This is a genomic window from Colwellia sp. E2M01, assembly GCF_018860585.1.
Classification (GTDB): Bacteria; Pseudomonadota; Gammaproteobacteria; order Enterobacterales; family Alteromonadaceae; genus Colwellia.
Genome location: NZ_JAHKPR010000016.1, coordinates 82,248 through 102,552, shown reverse-complemented (window position 1 = coordinate 102,552; position 20,305 = coordinate 82,248). Strand labels below are relative to the sequence as shown.

The 20,305-nt window shown below is 35.0% G+C and carries 16 protein-coding genes and 2 tRNA genes; 7 read left to right on the top strand and 11 right to left on the bottom strand.

Features of this window, described 5'->3' with window-relative positions; genetic code table 11:
- Positions 1-69: 69 nt before the first annotated feature.
- Positions 70-795 (bottom strand): YebC/PmpR family DNA-binding transcriptional regulator, encoded by a 726-nt coding sequence (locus tag KO502_RS03040; protein ID WP_216021078.1) that lies wholly within the window; start codon positions 793-795, stop codon positions 70-72.
- 299 nt (positions 796-1,094) lie between these two features.
- On the opposite strand from KO502_RS03040, the gene KO502_RS03035 reads away from it, so the two are divergent.
- Positions 1,095-1,943: an N-formylglutamate amidohydrolase gene (locus KO502_RS03035; RefSeq protein ID WP_216021077.1), complete on the top strand. Its 849-nt coding sequence runs from the start codon at positions 1,095-1,097 to the stop codon at positions 1,941-1,943.
- Between the two features lie 139 nt (positions 1,944-2,082).
- On the opposite strand, the gene KO502_RS03030 is transcribed toward KO502_RS03035, so the two are convergent.
- The gene (locus KO502_RS03030) at positions 2,083-4,245 is read right to left on the bottom strand and encodes a cation:dicarboxylase symporter family transporter (protein ID WP_216021076.1); all 2,163 of its coding nucleotides are present in this window, start codon (positions 4,243-4,245) and stop codon (positions 2,083-2,085) included.
- Between the two features lie 337 nt (positions 4,246-4,582).
- Here KO502_RS03030 and KO502_RS03025 point away from each other — a divergent pair, with 337 nt between their 5' ends.
- Both KO502_RS03025 and KO502_RS03020 read left to right on the top strand, forming a co-directional pair.
- Complete coding sequence (locus KO502_RS03025) at positions 4,583-5,749, top strand: HlyD family secretion protein (protein WP_216021075.1); 1,167 nt, start codon at positions 4,583-4,585, stop codon at positions 5,747-5,749.
- On the top strand, positions 5,739-6,803 hold the full coding sequence (locus tag KO502_RS03020; RefSeq protein ID WP_252730473.1) for a DUF2955 domain-containing protein: 1,065 nt from the start codon (positions 5,739-5,741) through the stop codon (positions 6,801-6,803). Before KO502_RS03025 ends, KO502_RS03020 begins: the two co-directional genes overlap by 11 nt.
- A gap of 123 nt (positions 6,804-6,926) precedes the next feature.
- Here the strand turns inward: KO502_RS03020 and KO502_RS03015 are convergent, their stop codons facing one another.
- Positions 6,927-7,811 carry a LysR family transcriptional regulator gene (locus KO502_RS03015; RefSeq protein WP_216021127.1) on the bottom strand — a complete coding sequence of 295 codons (885 nt, stop codon included), beginning with the start codon at positions 7,809-7,811 and terminating at the stop codon, positions 6,927-6,929.
- 655 nt (positions 7,812-8,466) lie between these two features.
- Here KO502_RS03015 and KO502_RS03010 point away from each other — a divergent pair.
- From KO502_RS03010 to KO502_RS03000, 3 genes are all read left to right on the top strand, one after another.
- Positions 8,467-9,516, top strand: a complete 1,050-nt coding sequence (locus tag KO502_RS03010) for a YHYH protein (protein ID WP_216021074.1) — start codon at positions 8,467-8,469, stop codon at positions 9,514-9,516.
- Positions 9,516-9,821 carry a hypothetical protein gene (locus KO502_RS03005; RefSeq protein ID WP_216021073.1) on the top strand — a complete coding sequence of 102 codons (306 nt, stop codon included), beginning with the start codon at positions 9,516-9,518 and terminating at the stop codon, positions 9,819-9,821. The genes KO502_RS03010 and KO502_RS03005 overlap by 1 nt, the downstream gene beginning before the upstream one ends.
- 83 nt (positions 9,822-9,904) lie before the next feature.
- Complete coding sequence (locus tag KO502_RS03000; RefSeq protein WP_216021072.1) at positions 9,905-11,206, top strand: FAD-dependent oxidoreductase; 1,302 nt, start codon at positions 9,905-9,907, stop codon at positions 11,204-11,206.
- Positions 11,207-11,711: 505 nt separating this feature from the next.
- On the opposite strand, the gene KO502_RS02995 is transcribed toward KO502_RS03000, so the two are convergent.
- The 8 genes from KO502_RS02995 to mutY all read right to left on the bottom strand — a co-directional run bounded on the left by KO502_RS02995 (position 11,712) and on the right by mutY (position 19,730).
- Positions 11,712-14,468, bottom strand: coding sequence for an AAA domain-containing protein (locus KO502_RS02995; RefSeq protein WP_216021071.1), 2,757 nt, complete (start codon positions 14,466-14,468; stop codon positions 11,712-11,714).
- 14 nt (positions 14,469-14,482) lie between these two features.
- On the bottom strand, positions 14,483-15,388 hold the full coding sequence (locus KO502_RS02990; protein ID WP_216021070.1) for a restriction endonuclease: 906 nt from the start codon (positions 15,386-15,388) through the stop codon (positions 14,483-14,485).
- A 16-nt stretch (positions 15,389-15,404) separates the two neighbouring features.
- Entirely contained in the window at positions 15,405-16,580 is a 1,176-nt protein-coding gene (locus KO502_RS02985) for a hypothetical protein (protein ID WP_216021069.1), read from the bottom strand.
- A complete protein-coding gene (locus KO502_RS02980) occupies positions 16,580-17,599 on the bottom strand; it encodes a nucleoid-associated protein (protein WP_216021068.1) in 1,020 nt (339 codons plus the stop codon). Before KO502_RS02980 ends, KO502_RS02985 begins: the two co-directional genes overlap by 1 nt.
- A 166-nt stretch (positions 17,600-17,765) precedes the next feature.
- Positions 17,766-17,841: transfer RNA gene (locus KO502_RS02975), tRNA-Thr, on the bottom strand.
- Between the two features lie 109 nt (positions 17,842-17,950).
- Positions 17,951-18,026: transfer RNA gene (locus tag KO502_RS02970), tRNA-Phe, on the bottom strand.
- 235 nt (positions 18,027-18,261) lie between these two features.
- Positions 18,262-18,534: an oxidative damage protection protein gene (locus tag KO502_RS02965; RefSeq protein WP_216021067.1), complete on the bottom strand. Its 273-nt coding sequence runs from the start codon at positions 18,532-18,534 to the stop codon at positions 18,262-18,264.
- Positions 18,535-18,629: 95 nt separating this feature from the next.
- Positions 18,630-19,730, bottom strand: a complete 1,101-nt coding sequence (mutY, locus tag KO502_RS02960; protein ID WP_216021066.1) for an A/G-specific adenine glycosylase — start codon at positions 19,728-19,730, stop codon at positions 18,630-18,632.
- Positions 19,731-19,926: 196 nt separating this feature from the next.
- Between mutY and KO502_RS02955 the strand changes: the two genes are divergently transcribed.
- On the top strand, positions 19,927-20,265 hold the full coding sequence (locus tag KO502_RS02955; RefSeq protein WP_216021065.1) for a YggL family protein: 339 nt from the start codon (positions 19,927-19,929) through the stop codon (positions 20,263-20,265).
- Positions 20,266-20,305 lie beyond the last annotated feature (40 nt).

Here is a 20,305-nt window from a genome sequence, read left to right as displayed (position 1 = left end):
TCGCTTACACTGAAGTTTTTAGTTACATTAACTATAGGTTAGGAGCTATTTATCAAGCCTAAATGTAGCCTAGTCTTTCACTTCAGCATTGTGATAAACATTTTGTACGTCATCACAGTCATCTAACATCGCAATAAACTTCTCAAAATTTGCTAAGTTTTCTTCACCTTCAACATCAATGTAGGTTTGTGGGATCCAAGAAATCTCTTCAACTTCTAAATCATATTCAGGCATTGAGTTAGCAAACTCTGTTTTAATCTTAAAAAACTCGGTATGCGGTGCATAAACGGTAATAATTCCGTCTTCTAACTCAACATCTGTAACGTCGATATCAGCCATCATTAAGGTTTCTAAAACACTCTCATCATCTTCGCCTTTAAAAGCAAAAACCGCTTGTTGGTCAAACATATGAGAAACAGAACCGGTAGTACCAATTTTAGAGTTTGTTTTAGTAAAGCACTGACGAACATCTTTAATGGTACGGTTACCATTATCGGTTAAGCAGTCAATAATAACCATGCAGTTACCAGGGCCATAACCTTCATAACGCGCTTCAACAAAATCTTCGCCGCCAGCACCAGATGCTTTTTTTATAGCATTCTCAATAACGTGAGTTGGCACTTGATCTTTTTTAGCGCGGTCAATTAAACCGCGTAGAGCCAAGTTACCATCGGGGTCAATGCCGCCATTTTTAGCACAAACGTAAATTGCTTTACCGTACTTAGAGTAAACTTTAGTTTTGGCACCTGCGGTTTTAGCCATAGATAATTTGCGGTTTTGGTAAGCTCTGCCCATCTCAATGTCTTCTTATTTTGTTTATTTATGTTCAAAAAATATATAGAGCTAGATTCTATCAGCCGCACAGGGGCGTTGACTAGTGTTCAATAAGATAAATTATCAATAAATTAACGTTTTTTTTGTATTAAGTTATATAATTTAAGCGCACAATCATGATGATATATTTAACAAAAAAAGCATCGAAAATTAAGCTTAACTATATGATATAAAAGATTTTATATTAATCGTTATTACGCTTGATGTAATATTGAGCTTTTAATTGTATTGTTTTTATTATTTTACGTAGGGAACTTACTGTGGCAATAAGCACATTAGAGCAGTTAACAGAGCAAGAAATTATTAATAAAATAAAACAACGTCAATGTTTTACGGCAACTATTACAGGTGGCGCTTTTACTTTAAAGATTGATAAGTATTTGCCAATACTTGCGGCAGCAATTCATGACGGCGCTAACTTTAGAGCCGAGCTTGAAGATAATTGCTTACTTGATAAAGCGGCCCGTTATTATGAAGAAGACCCATACACAGGCACTTTTATTGCTCAGCAACCGATTACGTTAATTGCCCATGATTCTCGTTATGAATACGACTTAAACCGTGGTAGTGATGAGTGTGTATATGAAACCGCATGGGGAAAAGAAATATGGAAAACCCCTCTTAGTGATGTAATGATTGCTAAAAGTAAGGAAAAACACTCGCAGTTTTATCGTATTGTTGCGGCTGTGGTTGAAGCTTTACTTGAAGATTTTGCTCAATGTATTGTTTATGACAATCATTCGTACAATTATAAACGTCATGAGCGTAAAGATTTACCGGTAATTAACTTGGGTACAAGTACTGTAACCGGTGAGCAATGGCGACCAATTATAGATAGTTGGCTTAGCGCTTTAAAAAATATGAAGGTAGCAGGGCTTGAGGTTAGTGCAGCCGAAAACGATATTTTTTATGGTAAAGGACGATTAGCAGGCTTTTGTCACAGTAAATATGACAATGTTTTAGTGCTAGCGACTGAAACTAAGAAAGTATTTATGGATGAGTTAACAGGCGAGCCTGATGCGGTTATTTTACCCTCATTACAGCAGGTTTATAATGATACTATGACTCAACATACACAGTGGTATATTAATAATTATCATAAAGCATAATTAATAATTAATAATTAATTCATAGTTTACCCATAGTGATACCTAGTTAAGATAGCTTGTGAATAAAAAGCACCAACAGGTGCTTTTTTATGGCTGATAATATTTGTAATGCTTATCAGTAATTAACAATCAACCGAAACTACCACGCTAATACGTCTTTCATGATTGACCAGCGAGGTTGCTTAGCTTCAGGGTTTTCGCCTAAAATCCAAAAGTGATATACCTTTTCTTGAAAACCATTCTCTTTATTCAGATTCAGCCAAGTATTTACGTATTGAGCGTAATCAAGCTGTCCTTGAGGTAACAAAAAGGCAATAGGAGCTTTTAATTTTAATTCTCTAGGGATAACCGCAGCAAAATCAGGGTAAAGCATAGTCCATGCCGAGCCAGCCTCTGTGGAGTAAATTAATGCATCTACGCCTTCATGTTTTCCTTTGAGAAAGTCTCGCACATTATTAATTTCAGTTAACTTAACATTCGGTAAATATTCTTTTACGATGTCTTGATAATATTCACTACTACCTATTCCTAAGTTTAATGTTTCTATTGCTTTTATTGCCGTTAAACTTGAAAACTCATCACGTCGTGAGTCTTTTACAAGTACGCCAGCAGTATGATATGCGTAAGAATTTGAAAAGGTTACCGCTAATGCACGCTTTGGTGTAATTAAGTGACCACCAATAATTATATCGAGACTACCGTTAGATAATAGCTCCGCCTCATTAGCATCTTCTTCAATGCGTATTATTGATAAGCTTATACCTAAATCTTTGGCAAATTGATTGATTAATTCAACATCAAAACCGACTACATCACCAACGGTATTTCTAAAGGCATAAGGCAAGCTAACATTGTTATAACCAACACGAATATTTTTACGTTCGCGTATTATTTTAAGGCGAGGTTGAGCAAGTTCTTCAGCAGTTAATGGGGTAAGCTCATTATAAGAAACTAATTTAACTGGCTTGTTCATTGTCTTCATTGACTCAAAAGTATGAATACCTTCGTATTGATAAGGTATTAGCGTTTTTAAGGTTATGCCTACTGCAATCATTACACCAAAAGTTACCGCTAAGTGTACAAAGATCGCTTGCATTAATCTGTGCCATTTCAACTTTTTGATGACTGCTGAAGCAACAAGTAAAGTAACAACAAAACCATGTAATGCAGCTAAACCCGTAGCAAAACGAGCGGTAATAACACTACCTAATAAATATAATTGAAATTGATCGGCGGGTAAATCGAAAAAATTAAGTAAAAAAGGAATAGCAACAGCCATGCTGCCAAATGCAGTTAAAGCACCTAAAACAACAAACGAAATATACTGATCAAAACCTAAAGGTGCACCAACATACCAAGCTGAAAATAAGATAAAACCTAAGCCTAGCAGTGTTCCCGTACTCGGAAAACTATAAGCCGTAGGTACTAATACATCAACGGTGGAGTCTGTTTCTTCGCACTCCATCCCATGTTTATCTAGTAACTCCTTACAGCGCTCAATAATCATGGGTAGTACAACTAATACCGTGCCAGTTGCTAATGCTGTAATTACCGCTTCGCCGGCTGTTGAAAGTATCTCACGATAGGAAAATGGGGTTGCCCAATGAATGAGTAATGGTAAAAATACAAAACCAAGCAAAGCGGCAGCAGCAATATATACCCATAAAAACACTTGCAAACGTCCTAATTCCGAAACTTCTAAAGTACCGGCTGCAGATGCTGAAATAGCAAAAATACCTAAAGGCGCCAATTTAGCAACATAAGACGCTACCTTCATTAAACTGTCACCAATGTTAGTGGTTAAGGTAATTAAGGTGTCTTTGTTAGGTACTTGAATTAATGCTATACCCATTAACAATGAAAAAAGTACTACGGCAGGTACTATAGTCTCGGATAAAGAAGCAAAAATATTACTTGGAATATATAAGTCTATAAAGTTAAACGGAGCAGCTTCTGCCACCATGCTACTACTGAAAAAGCCTGCGGTTTCCCAATTAGGGTAAGCGAGGGGCAGTAATAATAATGTTGCCATTACCGCAGACCACATGATGAAGATCACTTTAACGGCTCGCATACCAATACGGCTTGCCATCGCACTATCTAATCGCCCTAAACCACCAATGATTGACACCAATACATAAGGTAGAACAGTCATTTGCAATAAACGGATATATACATCGCCAACAACCCCTATATGACCTGCGGGCTCACCAACAAATATACCGGTAAATATACCAAGTATTAAGGCAATAATTACTCGTTGAAAAGGACTTAATTTAGTATAAAAGTTTACCAAAGGCATTTTATCTCCGCAGAAAATATGGGACCAATCATTAAATTAATGAATTACATCTTAATATTATAAATGGGCGTTATTATCGCTTTTCTAAAAGGTTATTCAAGCTTGAATGTTATGAATACAGTTATTTAATGTTTATTTAAGTACTTTAACAAAGTAACTTTAGTTATTAAGTTGTGTCATACTTTCTGACATTATAAAAACTGAGATAACTTAACGATAATTATTATCAGGATAATTACCTAATTGATTATTAAGGTAGAACTAATCGTTACCCAGTACAGATACTCAATAATTTACTAGATTTCGTATTCCCCCTTTAAACGGAAGAACAAATAACATGTCCGATAAAAAAGAACAACAAGTACAGCAACAAGCAGCACAGAGCCAAACACAAGAAAGCTCTAGTGAAAACGCAGTTAACTCGTCAGACAAAGCGACTGAACAACAAGATCCAGTTAGAAAAATAACCAAGTATGCTCTACTTATCACTGCGTTGGTTTTTGTTTGGTATGTTATTGCCGATAGACATGCTCCTTGGTCTGATCAAGCGCGAGTCAAAACCTATGTTATTCCTATTGTGCCGCAAGTGTCTGGTCGAGTAACTGAGGTTTTGGTTGAACAAGATCAAATCGTTCAGCCGGGCGATGTCTTATTTAAAATAGATCCTAGTGATTATCAACTCGCGATAGAAAATGCGGAGGCGTCACTAGAATTAGCCGGCCAAGAAATTGGCGCTGGTATGGCGGCTGTGGTAACAGCGCAAGCGCAACTTGTTGTTGCCGAAACTAATGTTGAACATGTAAATGCACAAAGTGCTCGTGTATTTGAAATGGAGAAAAAAGACGTACTTTCTCATTCTGATGGTGACAAAGCACGTGCTGCTATCAAACAAAGTAAAGCCGAAGTAGTTAGCGCCAAAGCTAACTTAGATAAAGCTAAGCAAGCACTTGGTAAAGAAGGTAATGAAAACCCTAGAATTAGAGCTGCCTTAGCACAATTGAAAAAAGCTCAATTAGATTTAAGCCGTACAATTATTTTAGCACCCTCTTTAGGTGGTATTACTAATTTGCAAATTGATGCGGGTTTTTATGCGAAAGCTGGTGCCGCCGCTATGACTTTTATTGAAGGAGATAATGCTTGGGTACAAGTAAATTTACGTGAAAATAACCTAGCGAATTTAGCAATAGGTAATGAAGTTGAAATCGCTTTAGATGTTAATCCTGGTACTATTTATAAAGGAAAAGTAAGTAGTATAGGTTTTGCGGTTGATACCGCTTCAACAAGTGCCGTAGGAAGTTTAGCAACGGTTGAGTCTAAAACCGGTTGGTTAAGAGATGCGCAGCGTTTTCCGGTGATGATAACCTTTGATGATGACAGCACTAAAGGTAAGCGTCGTTTAGGTGGGCAAGCCGATGTACAAATATATACGGGCGATAACTGGTTTGTTAATTCTATAGGTTGGGTTTGGATCCGCGTATTAAGCTTATTGTCTTATGTATATTAATGAAAATAAAGACGCTCAAAAGGCAATGAATATAAGTATTTATAGTGACATCAAAAGTATGCGTATTTTGCGTTTTGTTTTTGGTGTTACTTTTGCTTGTGCGATAGCATACGGAATTACTTGGCCATTAGCTTTTTTAATGCCTATTTTTACTGCGCTTATTTTAGCTATGCCATTGCCTAAGCCTTCGGTTAAAGCCAGTTTAAATAATATGTTTAGCACATTAAAAGCTTTTGCTTTAGGTCTAGTATTTTCATTATTCTTTTTACAATATCCAATTGCTTACCTTATTGTTCTCGCTTTAGTGTTATTTCATTTGTATTACTATCTAAACCGAGGTGGATCTTTTTGGTTTACTCTAATGTCGATGATCGCTATTTTAGTGCTACCTATGATAGCTAATAGTCACGAAGGATTAGCGATTGGTTTTTCGGTTGGTTTTGTTTATTCAAGTTGGTTAACTATTGGGGTGATCTGGCTAGGCCATTTTTTCTTTCCTGATCCAAGCTTTACGAAATTTCCTGTTAAGCCTAAATACCAAAGTGGTTACTCAAAAGTGGCTGCTCAGCTTGCCCTTAAAAGTACTTTAGTTGTTTTTCCCATTGCAGCTGTTTTTATTACTTATGGTTTAGTCGATTTTATATTGGTTATGACTTTTTCCGCGATATTTATTTTAAAGCCTGATTTAACACAAGGTAAAGAGGCAGGTCGAAATTCATTGTTGTCTACCATGTTAGGTGGTTTGTTTGCATGGTTTTTCTATTGGTTGATTGTTGCGGTACCACAATTTAACTTTTATCTTTTGTTACTATTGAGCACAACGCTATTTTTTGCAAAAAATATATTTTCGGGATCTGCCATGGCAAAATATTATAGCTCAGGCTTTATTGCGTTATTGGTGATCATTAATAGTGCGATGGCTGCCGACTCTAACTTTAACGCCATTTTCTTACAGCGTATTCTATTGATATCAGCCGCTATTCTTTACATCGTTAGCGTATTAAAGATATTAGAATGCTATTTCTTCAAGTCACAAAGTAGCGAGCCGAAATAGTTATTCTATTTAAACAGTACGTAACAATAAATTTATACGGCGTTATCGCCTATTCAAGTAACCAATTACATATCACAGGCTCTGCTTTGTAATTAAAACCAGAGAACAGGACGTTATTGTGCGTTATAGATGGCGATCACCTACAAAAGTTTCTTTTACCCAATTAGCAAATAAAGTTAACTCTGTTTTGCTTTCCATATTTTCATGCTGAATTAAGTAATATCTATCGTTGGTATACAGCTCTTCATCAAATAATTTAACTAATAAACGTTCGCTAAACCAAGTCTTGCTCATAGGTAGTGGTACTAGCGCTATTCCCATGCCTTGTTGTGCGGCGCGAGCTACACCAAACATGCTATCAAATTGTATAATTTGCTTCGGATCAAAATCATCAACGCCAGATTTTTCAGCCCATTGGTGCCAAGACCAAGGTCGAGCTCTATGTAAAATAAGTGGCGTATTATTTAAAGCTTTTAAGCCAGAATTTTTCAACTTTATATAGAGCTTTTTATTACACGCGGCAACGTATCGCACTTGAAATAGTTCTTCGATAATACTTGCGTTGGGCTTGCCATTAGCTAATACAATAGATAAATCGGCAATATTTGATGGCTCACTACCTGACTTTACAGTCTCAAGTTGAAGGTTAATGCTAGGGTTTTGTTCACACCACTCGTTTAAATGAGGCACAAATAACTCACTGGCAAAAAACTCAGGCAAACTGATAACAATCGTTTTGTTCTGTTGGTTGTGAGTAAACTCACTGATGGTTGCTTCTAATTGATGAATTATAGGCTGTACAGATTGATAAAACTGTTTGCCAGAGCTGGTTAATTCAATAGATCGAACATTTCTTTTAAACAAAGGAAAACCTAATTGTGCTTCAAGTTGTTTAATTTGATGACTAACGGCTGAAGGTGTTAAAAATAATTGTGCAGCTGCATGTTTAAAGCTGAGACATTTTGATGCAACGCAAAATGAGCGTAGGCCGCGTATAGGTGTTTGAATAGGCATAGATAATTAAGATAAGAGTAAAGTAAGGTATTAAGCAAAACTTGCGCCACCAAGTAAGTTATTGATTTTAAATTATTAAGTTGTATTGGTGATTGGTTACCTTGCTGTTTTTGCACTATTTTGGCTTGTTTGCACTATTTTGGTTTGTTTGTATGTATTGAAGCATGTTTTTAAAAGATTATATTTTATCCTTATACTAATTCCGATAAGTTTCTGGCCTAGCTGCATGCAATAAAAATATTTAAAGACAAGGTGCTTGATTGAGCAGCGCAGGATTTACTTATGTTAAGCCGTACAGGTATTCAATAATTTAACGGACTTGTATTAGTTGTGTGAAAGCCCACTGATTAAAATGTATATAAAAAAAAGGACACCGTAAGATGTCCTGTCAAAATAAATAACAATACATTAAGCGTTACAATAAGAATCGGGGAGATTCAAGGAACAAAGCTATCATAAGTTTTTGCGAAAGGTTCGGCAAACGAGATAATTTAACCCAATGGATGAAATTATCTTGTTTATATTATTTACTTATTGTTTCCACAGTTCTTGCACAATTTTACATTAGACTTAACCTTGTTACTTTTTTGTATTTCAAGCACTGCAGTAAGTTATCAAAATAAAGTCATATTTAAAGCGAGAATATAAAATGAAATCTGCTATACCCCAAATAGCTAAACGTTATACTCAGGTCATTAAGGTAACTCCTGTGTTAGCGTTATTGATGCTTTGTAGTTGTAATGTTAGCGATGAAACATCAAGCGGTTTAGAGAGTGATGTAGACACTCAAGACAATACGAACATTACAGAAGTTAACGAAAGCAACAGTTATGCAGTAGACTCATCAAAATTTGACTTAGGTACTTCAGGCTCCGTATCAGAAGTGGCTTGTACTTTATCTAATGGTCAAGCCTCAACATGTTACTCAGTTACTATTAGTGGATTTCCGTCAGACCGAACGGAGCTTGGCCCTTTTTGTCCACAAACAACGTCGACAACCGCAGTTGATGCAGGTAAATGGTTTGATGATGGCGTGCTATATGATTTAACTGGGGAGTTCATTACCAATTTAGGGCTTTTTTATGGTGACAGTACGTGGAATCTTTACGACAAAACTACAGGTGAAGTTAACATTACTGACACACAAGTAGCTTGTGAAGCAGCCGCTAGACCTAATATTGATGCGCAATATAATAATTTCTGTGTGCAATGTGAAATTAGTTACTACAGTGGCAGTACAGGAGAAGGGATCTCGTCTACCTATTTAATTCCTACAATACCTGTACCGCGTACTAGTGCAGGCTCTGTAGGCCGAGGTAATGTTGGCGTGGCTTTTAATGGCGTAACCTTAGATGCCGCAGCACCTACCGAAGCTATTTTAGGGGCTTACACTATTGCCGCATTTGACGATTGTGTTGGCCATGTAAACCCATTTGCAGGTTATCATTATCATGGTGCTAACCATGGTGAAGGAACATGCCCAGCAATCGCTTTTGAGGCTGATGGTCATGGCGGCGCATTTGGTTATGCTATGGATGGTTATGCTATTTACAGTATGTTAGATGAAAATAATGAAGAAGCGACAGACTTAGATAGTTGTCGAGGCCATACTGACGATGTTTGTGGCTATCATTATCATTCTGCGGGCGCAGGTGAAAACTTATTTATTGGCTGCTTTTCTGGTGAGGTTGCCCAATAATGATGTTTTGTAAAATATTAATCATATTCCTAGCTGGTATTGTAATTAATTTTACAGCGTTTGCTCACGATTCTCATACGCATAGCGCTCCTTGGCAGGCCTGTGAAACGAAAAATAAAGCTGCACAATGTTCATATGAAAATGGCAATGGTGACTTATTTAGAGGTAGCTGCCAAGTGTTTAGTGAGTCGTTAATGTGTGTGAGAAATCAACCTATTGTTTATGCTAAACCTCAGTTTAAAGGACAACCTAAATCTCAAACATTAAAAGTCGAAAGTAGTGGTACTGCTGCCATTCATCATTAAGTTAATCAATGTACTTAGTAAGTGGCTAAATAATTTAATTGTGCAATGCTTTATTTATTCCTTTCTTGTTTGTGAGTAAAGCATTGAATAATGCCGCTAGTAACTGTCACAGAAGTAATATAATAGAAAATAATTGCAGCGATGTTATTGTTATTGGTGCTGGCGTACAAGGTTGTGGCATTGCACAAGCTACAGCGCATAACGGTTTAAGTGTTCAAGTGTTAGAAAGTAATGCAGCGCCAGGTTTAGAAACTTCAAGTAACAGCACTAAGCTGATTCATGGCGGCTTGCGTTATTTAGAAACCTTTAGTTTTTCGCTCGTTAAAGAGTGCTTAAAAGAGCGCCGTCTGTTATTAAAAAACGCCCCAAGTTTAGTTCATGTTAACCGCTTTTATATCCCTATTTATAAAACCTCAAAACGCTCACGTTTAATGGTTTATTGTGGGTTACGTTTATACGCATTGTTAGATGGTGATTGGCTAGGGCGTAGTGTTGGCTGTATCAAAAAAGCCAATTGGCAAAGTTTAGATGCTCTTAATACAGACAATTTAAAAGCAGTCTTTTATTATCAAGACTCGCAAACGCACGATCAATATTTAACGAAAGCGATTTCAAAGTCGGCACAACAGCTTGGCGCACAATTTCACTTTGACGTGCAAGTACGTTCGATAAACTTCGCTAACGGTGAATATAAAGTTACTGTCGCTAAAAAGCAGAATATTGATAATCAAAAAAATAGCAAGCTTCAAAATAACACGACTGAAAACTTAGAAGCCTTTTATGCTAAGTCACTTGTTAATGCTGCAGGTCCTTGGGTTAATCAACTCTCAAGATTATTTATACCTGCAGTAGAAATGTTAGCTATTGAGTTAGTGCAAGGTGTGCATATTGTGGTGGATTGTCGAATTTCAGAGTCGTGTTATTACGGTGAATCACCTGATGATGGTCGCGCTGTATTTATATTACCTTGGCAAGGGAAAACCCTTATTGGTACTACTGAAACGATATTAACTGCTAGCGCAAGCAGTTGTGCGGCATCTGATGAAGAAATTGCTTATTTACTACGTTTTGTACAGTGTTACTTTCCTAGTAAAAACATTAGCCAAGATAACATAGTTGAGGTGTTTTCCGGCGTGCGAACCTTGCTTCGCGGCGAGGGAGATACCAATAGTTTATCTAGAGAAACACGTATTTTGGCATCTACACAATACCCCGGATATTTTGCTTTGTATGGCGGTAAATTAACGGTTTATCGGGCAACGTCAGAGCATCTCGTAAAACAAATTTTTAAGTCTGTAGGTCATAAACTTGAGAACTATAAAAGTACCAGAAATATTTCATTAGAGCCATTTATTGATAAAACTTCTAATCATTTTGAAGTGTAGCGATTTTGGTGTTGAACTTTAATCGTCAACCTTGTCAATTTCGCCTTCTAGTTTATTTAATCTCATATGTGGCTTCAATAAACTCCAGACGAAAAAAAAACCTTAACATTGCTGTTAAGGTTTCGTTTCTTCATCTCTTTTAGAGAAAATGAATGGTGCCGACTGCCCGATCGAACTGCTTGGCTGATTACAAGTTATCGGCTTGGTATATAAGGAGTCACTATTTATGCAGGTTAACACTATGAATAATATGTTAAAATAGAATAATAGCCCTATCTGTTTTCAACCCCTGTTTATTACACTAATTGTATGATTAATGTGTGTTTTCCAGTTCAAACTAAATAAAAAGTTGTGCTTAAGTTTTTTGAAATTCATCAACAAAATTAGCGCGCTGCATTTTTAGTGGTTTTGATAATTCGACCTGTTGATCAAAATATCGATGATTATTCAAAATTTACCCTAGCTCAATAACTTGGGGTTTTTCTTATTAAATCGTATGCTCCTGTTAATACTCCGCTTCATCAATAGGTATTTCAAGTATAATATTGAGTGTGGATTCAATTTTTGCTCGCTCACCACTTTCAATAGTCGATAAACGTAGCAGTGGAAGCGATATTTTGTTTAATATATTGTTTTTGTGGTTGTCCCTAACTTTTTGTTTTTCATTAAGCTCATGAAATCTATAGCCATCAACTTCTATTGCTAATATTGGTTGCATATCGAGTTTATTGAATAATAAGAAATCAATGTGGGTATTCGGGTGTTTAGCAAACTTTCTCTCTTCTGTGTCGAATATTGAAAAATTACTAATTAATAAGCCTAACGTGTAATTTCTCCGATATGAAAAGGATCTATATAGGTTTTGGTTTAAAATTTCATCTAACAAGGAGGACATAAGATCTTCAGATAGATAGTCAGAATTACTTTTTACTTTGTGTCTAAATGCAGTTAAAGCATTTGAATATTCTTTGTATAAACAGTCGAAAATAGAAATAGTTTTACTTTCAAAAATGCAGGGTGATAATGATTGATACTCAATATGTCGCAGCAAGTCACCGATATTCGAACCTTGTTTTTTAAGTACGTTTTGAGAGGTTACCAAGGTGAATCGTTTTTTAGCTCTAGAAACAGCTACATTTAAAAGGTTTGGTTTATCCATATATGCAGTTAATGTGTTTGCTGTAGCACTAAAAATTATACTTTCCTTTTCTCTACCTTGAAATTTATGTACTGTATCGGCTGCAATATTTGCTATTGCAAGCCGTGATGAAGCTTGATCTGCCTGTGCCCTATAAGGAGAAATAAAACCTATTTCATTAACCTCTGACAATTTTAATTCATTACTTAAAACTTCATTATTGATAACATCTAACTCTCTAATATTAATAAAACCACTACCGGAAGGTGGCTTTCTCGCGTGGTTACCTTTTTCCGTTTTGATGACTTTGAAAGGGTCAGTCGATGAAGATGTCATTGTAATTAACTGACCGTCGTAATACTTTTGATTACAAAAATCAATAATTCTAGGGTGGCAACGATAATGTTCTTTTAAAAGTGTCTTAGGTGCCAAAGGGAACAGTTTATCTAGCGAAGACAATAAACTTTCGTGAAAGTAACTATAGCCATTCATTACATTGAACTGTTGATCTATTGAGTCATTTAATGAGCCATCTGGAATATGTGGAAGTTGTTGTAAATCACCAACAACGACAATATTTTTGGCACATGACATCGATAAAAAGCCAGTTAATAAATCTACCTGCGATGCTTCATCAACAATCAAATAATCAAATAACTCGGATTCACTTTTGTTATTAATAATTGAATCTGTTGTACTAAGCACAACAGGGTATCGATTAACAAATTCTTCAAATGCTTCTTGGCTTCTTTTATAAGATTTTTCGTCAAAATTGGTATCTTTGATAGACTGGTATTTTTGTGCGATAAACGATTTTAATAAGGTGTTAGATAGTTGTGTTTGCTTTTGTAAAAGGCTTTCAAAATTGTCATTAATAAGAAGCTGCTCTAAGCCATTTATTTCTTGATTTAGTTCAATTGCTTTGCGTTGATAATATTCGCTAATGATGCCTTTAAAGATATTTTCGTTTAATAGTCTCAAATCATCAAATTTGTAGATTTTATATCTATATAACCATTTAAATTTTGTTAACCAGCTTAATTTTACAAATTGAGAGTGATACTTAAAATCTGCTAAAAAATTTAAAAGATTAGGGGTATTCCATTTAGTCATAAATGAAAAACGTTTGATGTTTAAAGGTCGAATATCAAAATGTTTATCGAAATATTGTTTTTCTATATCTAGTCGAACTAGAGTTTCTTTAAGAACTGCCAATGCATTGTTAGCTTCTAGTAACTGAGTTATTTGACTACTTATTTGGTTTAATTGATTTCTAAGGAGATAAACAGTGTTGCTGTTCATTGACCAACCTTTAAGTTCAGGTAGCTCTCCTTTAACACTAAAAAATTGCTTTTGTGAGCCCTTATTACCTAGCCTTGCAGAGATAAAGCTTATTTGCTCTTTCTCTAATTTCTCAAAAACATTATCAATTGCGGAATTGTTACCTGCCACCACAGCAACATTTTTTCCTTGCATGATTATGTTGGTAATTATGTTGAGAATAGTTTGCGTTTTTCCTGTGCCGGGAGGGCCTTGTATCAGGCTAATTTGACTTTCCAAGGCATTAATAACTGCTCTTTGTTGTGAAGGATTTATACCGAAAGGAAATATGGGATAGGTTGTGATTTTTTCATGCTTGGGTGGCGTCAGCATAACAAAATTACTAATGACACATTCAGGTTGAATGGCACCTAATTTTTTATCGTAAAATAAATTTAAATGTGGTGTTTTATTTTCAAGTGATTTAGCTAAAAAGTAGTAGTAATCAATTAATTTTTTTGTATCTTCATGTTCTGCAATATTGGGGATTAATTCGATGTTTTCTGTTAGTTCTATTCTTTTCTCTTTATCACTAAATAAACACACATAAACTCCAAAATAGAGTGCAAAACTCCACTTAGAGGTACCTTTACTCTTAATACGGACGAGATCTTTATTCAGTTCAATTGTTTTAGGTTGATCAAAATATTGTACTTTATCTTTATTATAAGCGTACATCTTATCGCTTTTGCCAAAATAAACTTCGTATTTATTTCCATTTTCGACAATTGAAGAAATTTCTTTTGTTTTATCCAGCCAGCTGTTCGATTGGAATATTAATATTAAAAATTTGATCTCATCCATGATTAGTTAAAATATTACCTTAAATTTAATCCTGAACGAGAACTGATATTAAAAGCCATAGAAACCCCTTCATTATTACCTGTTGCTGTAACAGTTATATTAATATCTTTCTTAGCTCCTAAGTTATCACTTGAACCGTATATTATAGGTTTATTATTAAAATCTTCATAGCTCAGCTGCTCTGGTGATAAAGAACGCACAACAGTATAGTTGGCTGACATCTTAGTGCATTTAGCTTTTACTCCGTTCTTATCGGTAATTATTATTTCATGCTCAAATGTCCATTCACTATTATGTTTAGAGCCATCATTTGTCACTTCAACATCAACTACGTTGCTTTCTTTAATATTTTGGGTTGAAGGTGATGAAATTAAATCATAAACAAAATCTGAAATTAACAATCTCTCATTTGTATAAGTTAAAACTGTGGTTTCTAGCGTATATTCAACTTTTTCAGTATCTTCTAGAAAGGTTACATTGAAGTCTATATCGTCAATTGTTATTGAATTGAGTATTAACCTCACATCTCTAGCTTTATTTAAGAATGATGGCCATGACTGGCTTAATGCTTGACCAAAAGATATAGCGTCAATTTGCATTTTTTTTGCAAATTTTTGTGCAGATATAGTAAATCCTGATTTTGAAACAATTACTATTTTTTGGATCCCGACATTTTTATGTTTAGTAATTAACTGTTCAATTACTGGCACACCAATTGGGCGTGATTTAGCCGTGCATTCTATACCGATTGTAAGTTTATAAAGTCCTGAGTTATCTTCAATTAATATGTCTATTTCTCGGTCTTGCTCGGAAACAGGGTCATACAACATTTTTGACTCTGTAACAATTGCATTAGATGATGCTAAGTGCTTATTGATAGCAAGTACAAGCTTTTGATATTCGTTAGTTCTTTTAGGCACGTTACAACTGCTCCTACTAAATTCCTAAAATTAACTTCCATGGTAAGTGCCAAAGAAAAAGAGCGATTACAATTATAAATAAGGTGCAGCACATGACATAAAACCAATTTAAACATGATTTTTGATAATCATGCCTATTATCTAAGTCGGTTATCATGTCTTGAATTTTTTCATACTGCTCACTGTATTGATGTTTTAATCGGTTCATTTGACTAGTGAATTCTGATTTCAATGCTTTCAAAGAGTGTTTTTGATTCTTAATCAACATTATCATCATTGCCGAGTACACAATGATAGAAATGCTCAGAAATAAATTGGCCCAAAATGATTTTTCATCGACAATAGTACTTAATTTAAATGATGCTAAAGCCAATGAAATTGGGATGCCTAGCATTTTAGATTGGACTGAAGAGAATATTTCGTCTAACTTTATAAAATAGTCCCGCTTTTTCTCTTCATACTCTTTTCTTACTTCATCGAACGAAAACTCACTTACAAATAAATTATAATTTTCTATAAACCTTTTCGAAAATTCTCCGAAGTTTTTAATCAAATATGACAGCTTATTTTCTGAGTTATTAGCTATACCTAGCCCAAACAAAGCTTCTTTTAAAATACTTATTTTTTGCTCTTTATGGCTATTATCATCGAAATATGAACAAATCGCAGTTATGCCATCTAGTGAATCAACTAAGTCATGTTTATCAAATAGCATTTGAATATCAATTCTGGACTTATGCAAATAAGTTACCTTGTCGACAACAAGATCAGATAAATTCTCAGTATGATCTGCATGCTCTATTAATATCTCTACTAATTTTATAATACTTAGATAATGTTTTGTTTCACCTTCAATGACATTTGTAGGGTATATGACATTGTCATCTAACAAAAAGAAAGTCTCGGGGCATTTAATTAAATTTGGCTTAAAATCTAGGAATTCTTTCCATGAGTGAAATATTCCTTGGGGCTTAACAAACTTTATTAAAGCAATTTTACCTTTGTGTTTTTGAAGTTCACTTAGATCAATATATAGATTATTAACTTTAACCGAATCAATTTTTAAACTCTCAGGTAGTTTTGTCCAACAGTCGTCTGTTACTTCAAGTTCAATTGATAAAAACTGGCCGTCAATCTCTAGTGGGTACTTTTCAGAGAGTTGTTGTAATGAAAGGTATATTTCGGCAGACATTAGCTTGGCAACTGATCAATCAAAGACTGTGGTATATCTGTAATTTTAAGTGACTTATTTTTTGGATCATAAAAAACAGAAACATTTAGTAAATCACTAGAGAAACTGATGGATAGGTCTTTACTTTTGCCAATATATCTAGTGAGTGATCTTAGTGCTGCTTTTTCTACGGACATTTCATTATTTAAGCTGTATGGTTCATTTTGTGAAATTTCGAGAAATGTACCTTTATTTTCAGGTAGAAAACATGCATCTAGAGCAGTAGAAATATTTTCTAGTAATATAGCTTCATCATTTGCTAACCATTCTATACATCTGTCGAAAACAAACTGTTTGATATTTTCCGTAGCAGTATCATCGAAATCGTTAGTTTGACAATATTCTTTTGTAACGGCTACTAGATTTTGAGTATCGATTCTAGCTCTTGTAAATTCTTTACACCCAATAAACTTAGCAAAATAATCAGTTACGTCTTTAGCATTTTTGCCAATTCTAAATGAAATATATCTATTAGAGTTTCCTTCGCTCCAACTTGATAAATTTATTCTTGAAGCCATGTGAAGTTTATCAAGGTCAATCTGCTCTATTTGAGCAAGTGTAAGGTTTTCAGATAATGCTAAACCTGCTTTTTTTCTCAATAAAACCACAGATAAAAAGTGTTCTTCATTATGTTCATAATGATTAAACCAAAGACATCCTCCTTTTGCTGTAGGCGCTTTAAATAATTGTTGTTGAAATTCTTTTGTTGCGGATTGTGTAAATTTAACAAAATCAGTAAAGGATAGCTTATTAAGGTATATATTTAATAGGTTTACAAATTGCGGTTGTTGCTCATCTTCTTTTGGTTGGGTAAAACCACCAGAGTTTAGGCCTGTTTTTTTAAATAAACCTGTTAATTGCTTACTCAAATCAACTGCATGAGAGTCAATTTCATTCTCATCTTGTCTAAATATTACTTCAACTGCGGTAGAGTCCTCTTCTTTTTTTACTTCATGGACTATTGCATTTAGAATCTGCATAGATAAATTCCTTTTTCATATTATTTTGAAGTTAATATAACAGCCGCAGGCTAAAAACTATATAAGTTAAAATCAAATAATTAGAATAGTTATTTCAATAAAATCCAGACGAAAAAAAACCTTAACATTTCTGTTAAGGTTTCGTTTCTTCTCATAAGAGAATAAATGGTGCCGACTGCCGGAATCGAACTGGCGACCTACTGATTACAAGTCAGTTGCTCTACCAACTGAGCTAAGTCGGCACACGAAGAACGTGTGCAGTATTAAAAAGTTATTTACTATTCAATACTCTGGCACCGAAGTAATACTTAATATTATTAATTAACAATATATGAGCACCACTTCTTTAAATGGTGCCCCGACCCGGATTTGAACCAGGGACACGAGGATTTTCAATCCTCTGCTCTACCAACTGAGCTATCGGGGCAACTTGCTTAACTAAGTATTAATACTTGGGCGATTTCGCTGCCTCGTTAAGACGGGCGGTATTAAACTGTTTTTCTGTTAACTCGTCAACACTTTTTTTAAATCTTTTTAATAAAAAGTGTTTGTTTGCTGTTTTTTACAGCACATCTGTTTTTTATGCAGATTTTGTAAGCATTAACGAGTTATAAAGTGAACAGAGGCCTAAATCTGTCAAATGTTCACTTTGCGTAAAATAATTATTTACTTGGTGGTACGTAACCTTCAATTTCTGGCTCTTTACCTTCAAATAAGAAATCAACCATGGCTGATTCTAAAAAAGCACGATCGTCTGGGTTCATCATGTTCATTTTCTTTTCGTTAATGATCATGGTTTGTTTTTTTTGCCAGATTGTCCATGCTTCTTTAGAAATATTATCAAAAATACGTTTTCCTACTTCACCAGGATAAAGTTGAAAACCTAAGCCTTCGGCTTCTTTGTTTAAATGTTGACAAAATACAGTGCGACTCATAATTATTTCTCTGTTTAGTATTCGTAAGTTTAGTATTCGTAAGTTTAATATTTGTAAATTTTAGTATTCGTTAATAGATATATCACTACTCTATGTTAATCACTCAATAAGGCAATTAGCTTTTGCGTAGAAGCGGCTAAGCCGACACTTTCACCTAAATGTAAATCATACCATTTATGTTGATTGGGTTCGTTTATTTTTGTTGTGTCTACTTCTGCATGCTCTAGTTCTCTACAATCAACGACAACAGGGGTGATGTCTAAATGAAAATGACTAAAGGTATGTCTAAATTCTTCATGCTGCTCTAAAGAAAGAGCTTTAAGTGACAACTTGGTCATTAAGCTGTCTATCTCATCTTCATTGTCAACTTCATGAAAACACCATAATCCGCCCCAAATACCAGCAGGTGGTCTTTTTTCCATTAGAACTTTCTTGGCTTTTTCATTACTAATACGCGGGATCACCATAATGGTTTTCTTTTCAGGAATTTTCTTTTTTGGTTTCTTCTGCGGAAAATTCATTTGTTGATCGCTTGCTTGTGCTAAACAGCTTTTTTCAACAGGGCATAAGTTACAAGTAGGTTTACTACGGGTACAAACGGTTGCGCCTAAATCCATCATTGCTTGATTAAAACTATCAGTTTCAATCACCGGTGTTAATTGTTCGCTTAAACTCCATAAGGCTTTATCAAATTTACTTAAGCCGTTATAACCTTCAACTAGATAGCTACGTGCTAATACACGTTTTACGTTACCGTCTAAAATTGGGTGATGTTGCTTGAGTGATAAACTTAAAATAGCCCCAGCGGTTGAGCGGCCAATACCTGGTAATGCAATAACTTCATCTATATCTACCGGAAAATTACCCGCATAGTTTTCAGCCATTATTTTTGCAGCTTTATGTAAGTTGCGAGCTCTTGCGTAATAACCTAGACCAGTCCAATGGTGTAATACCACGTCTTCATCAGCATTTGCTAAGTCAGTAATGGTCGGAAAGCTTTCCATAAAACGTTGATAATAAGGGATAACCGTTGCAACTTGAGTTTGCTGTAACATGATCTCAGATATCCACACGCGATAAGGTGTTTTATTTTGTTGCCAAGGTAGATGTTTTCTACCTTGTTGGTGATACCAGCTTACTACTTGCTGACCAAATTTTTTAGCCGAGTTGGCTGATATTACTATAGAATCATTCATAGCGCGCAGTGTAACTAAATTAAAGGGGTAGCTCAATTAACTATATTATTATTTACAGGGAGAATGCGTAGTAAGTTCTACTTTTTCAAAACTACCTTTTAAACGGGAACAAGTATATAATATCGCCTTTAAAATTCGCTTCACTCAATGTTGCTTCATATTTACATGCGACATTAAGAAAATATAAGGCTTTACCATGAAAATAGATGCAAAGAATCGTAGCACCCGTTTACGTAAAAAATTACGTGTTGATGAGTTTCAAGAGCTAGGTTTTGATGTAGCTTGGAAATTAAAAGATGGTATTGATGGTGAAGAGCTTGATGCTTTTATCAGTAAATTTTTTGAAGAAGTTATTCAACCAAATAAGTTAGGTTTTGGTGGTGAAGGCGATACTTTATGGCACGGTCTTATTTGTACGCAAGCATTAGGCTCATGTACTGAAGAGCATAGAGCAGCGGTTGAGAAATGGTTGACTGACAACGGTGCAACGTCAGTAGCAGTGAGCGAATTATACGATGTATGGTGGGCTGAATAACTTTTGAGCGTTTTATAATCATTTTTACTGCGTTAAGTAA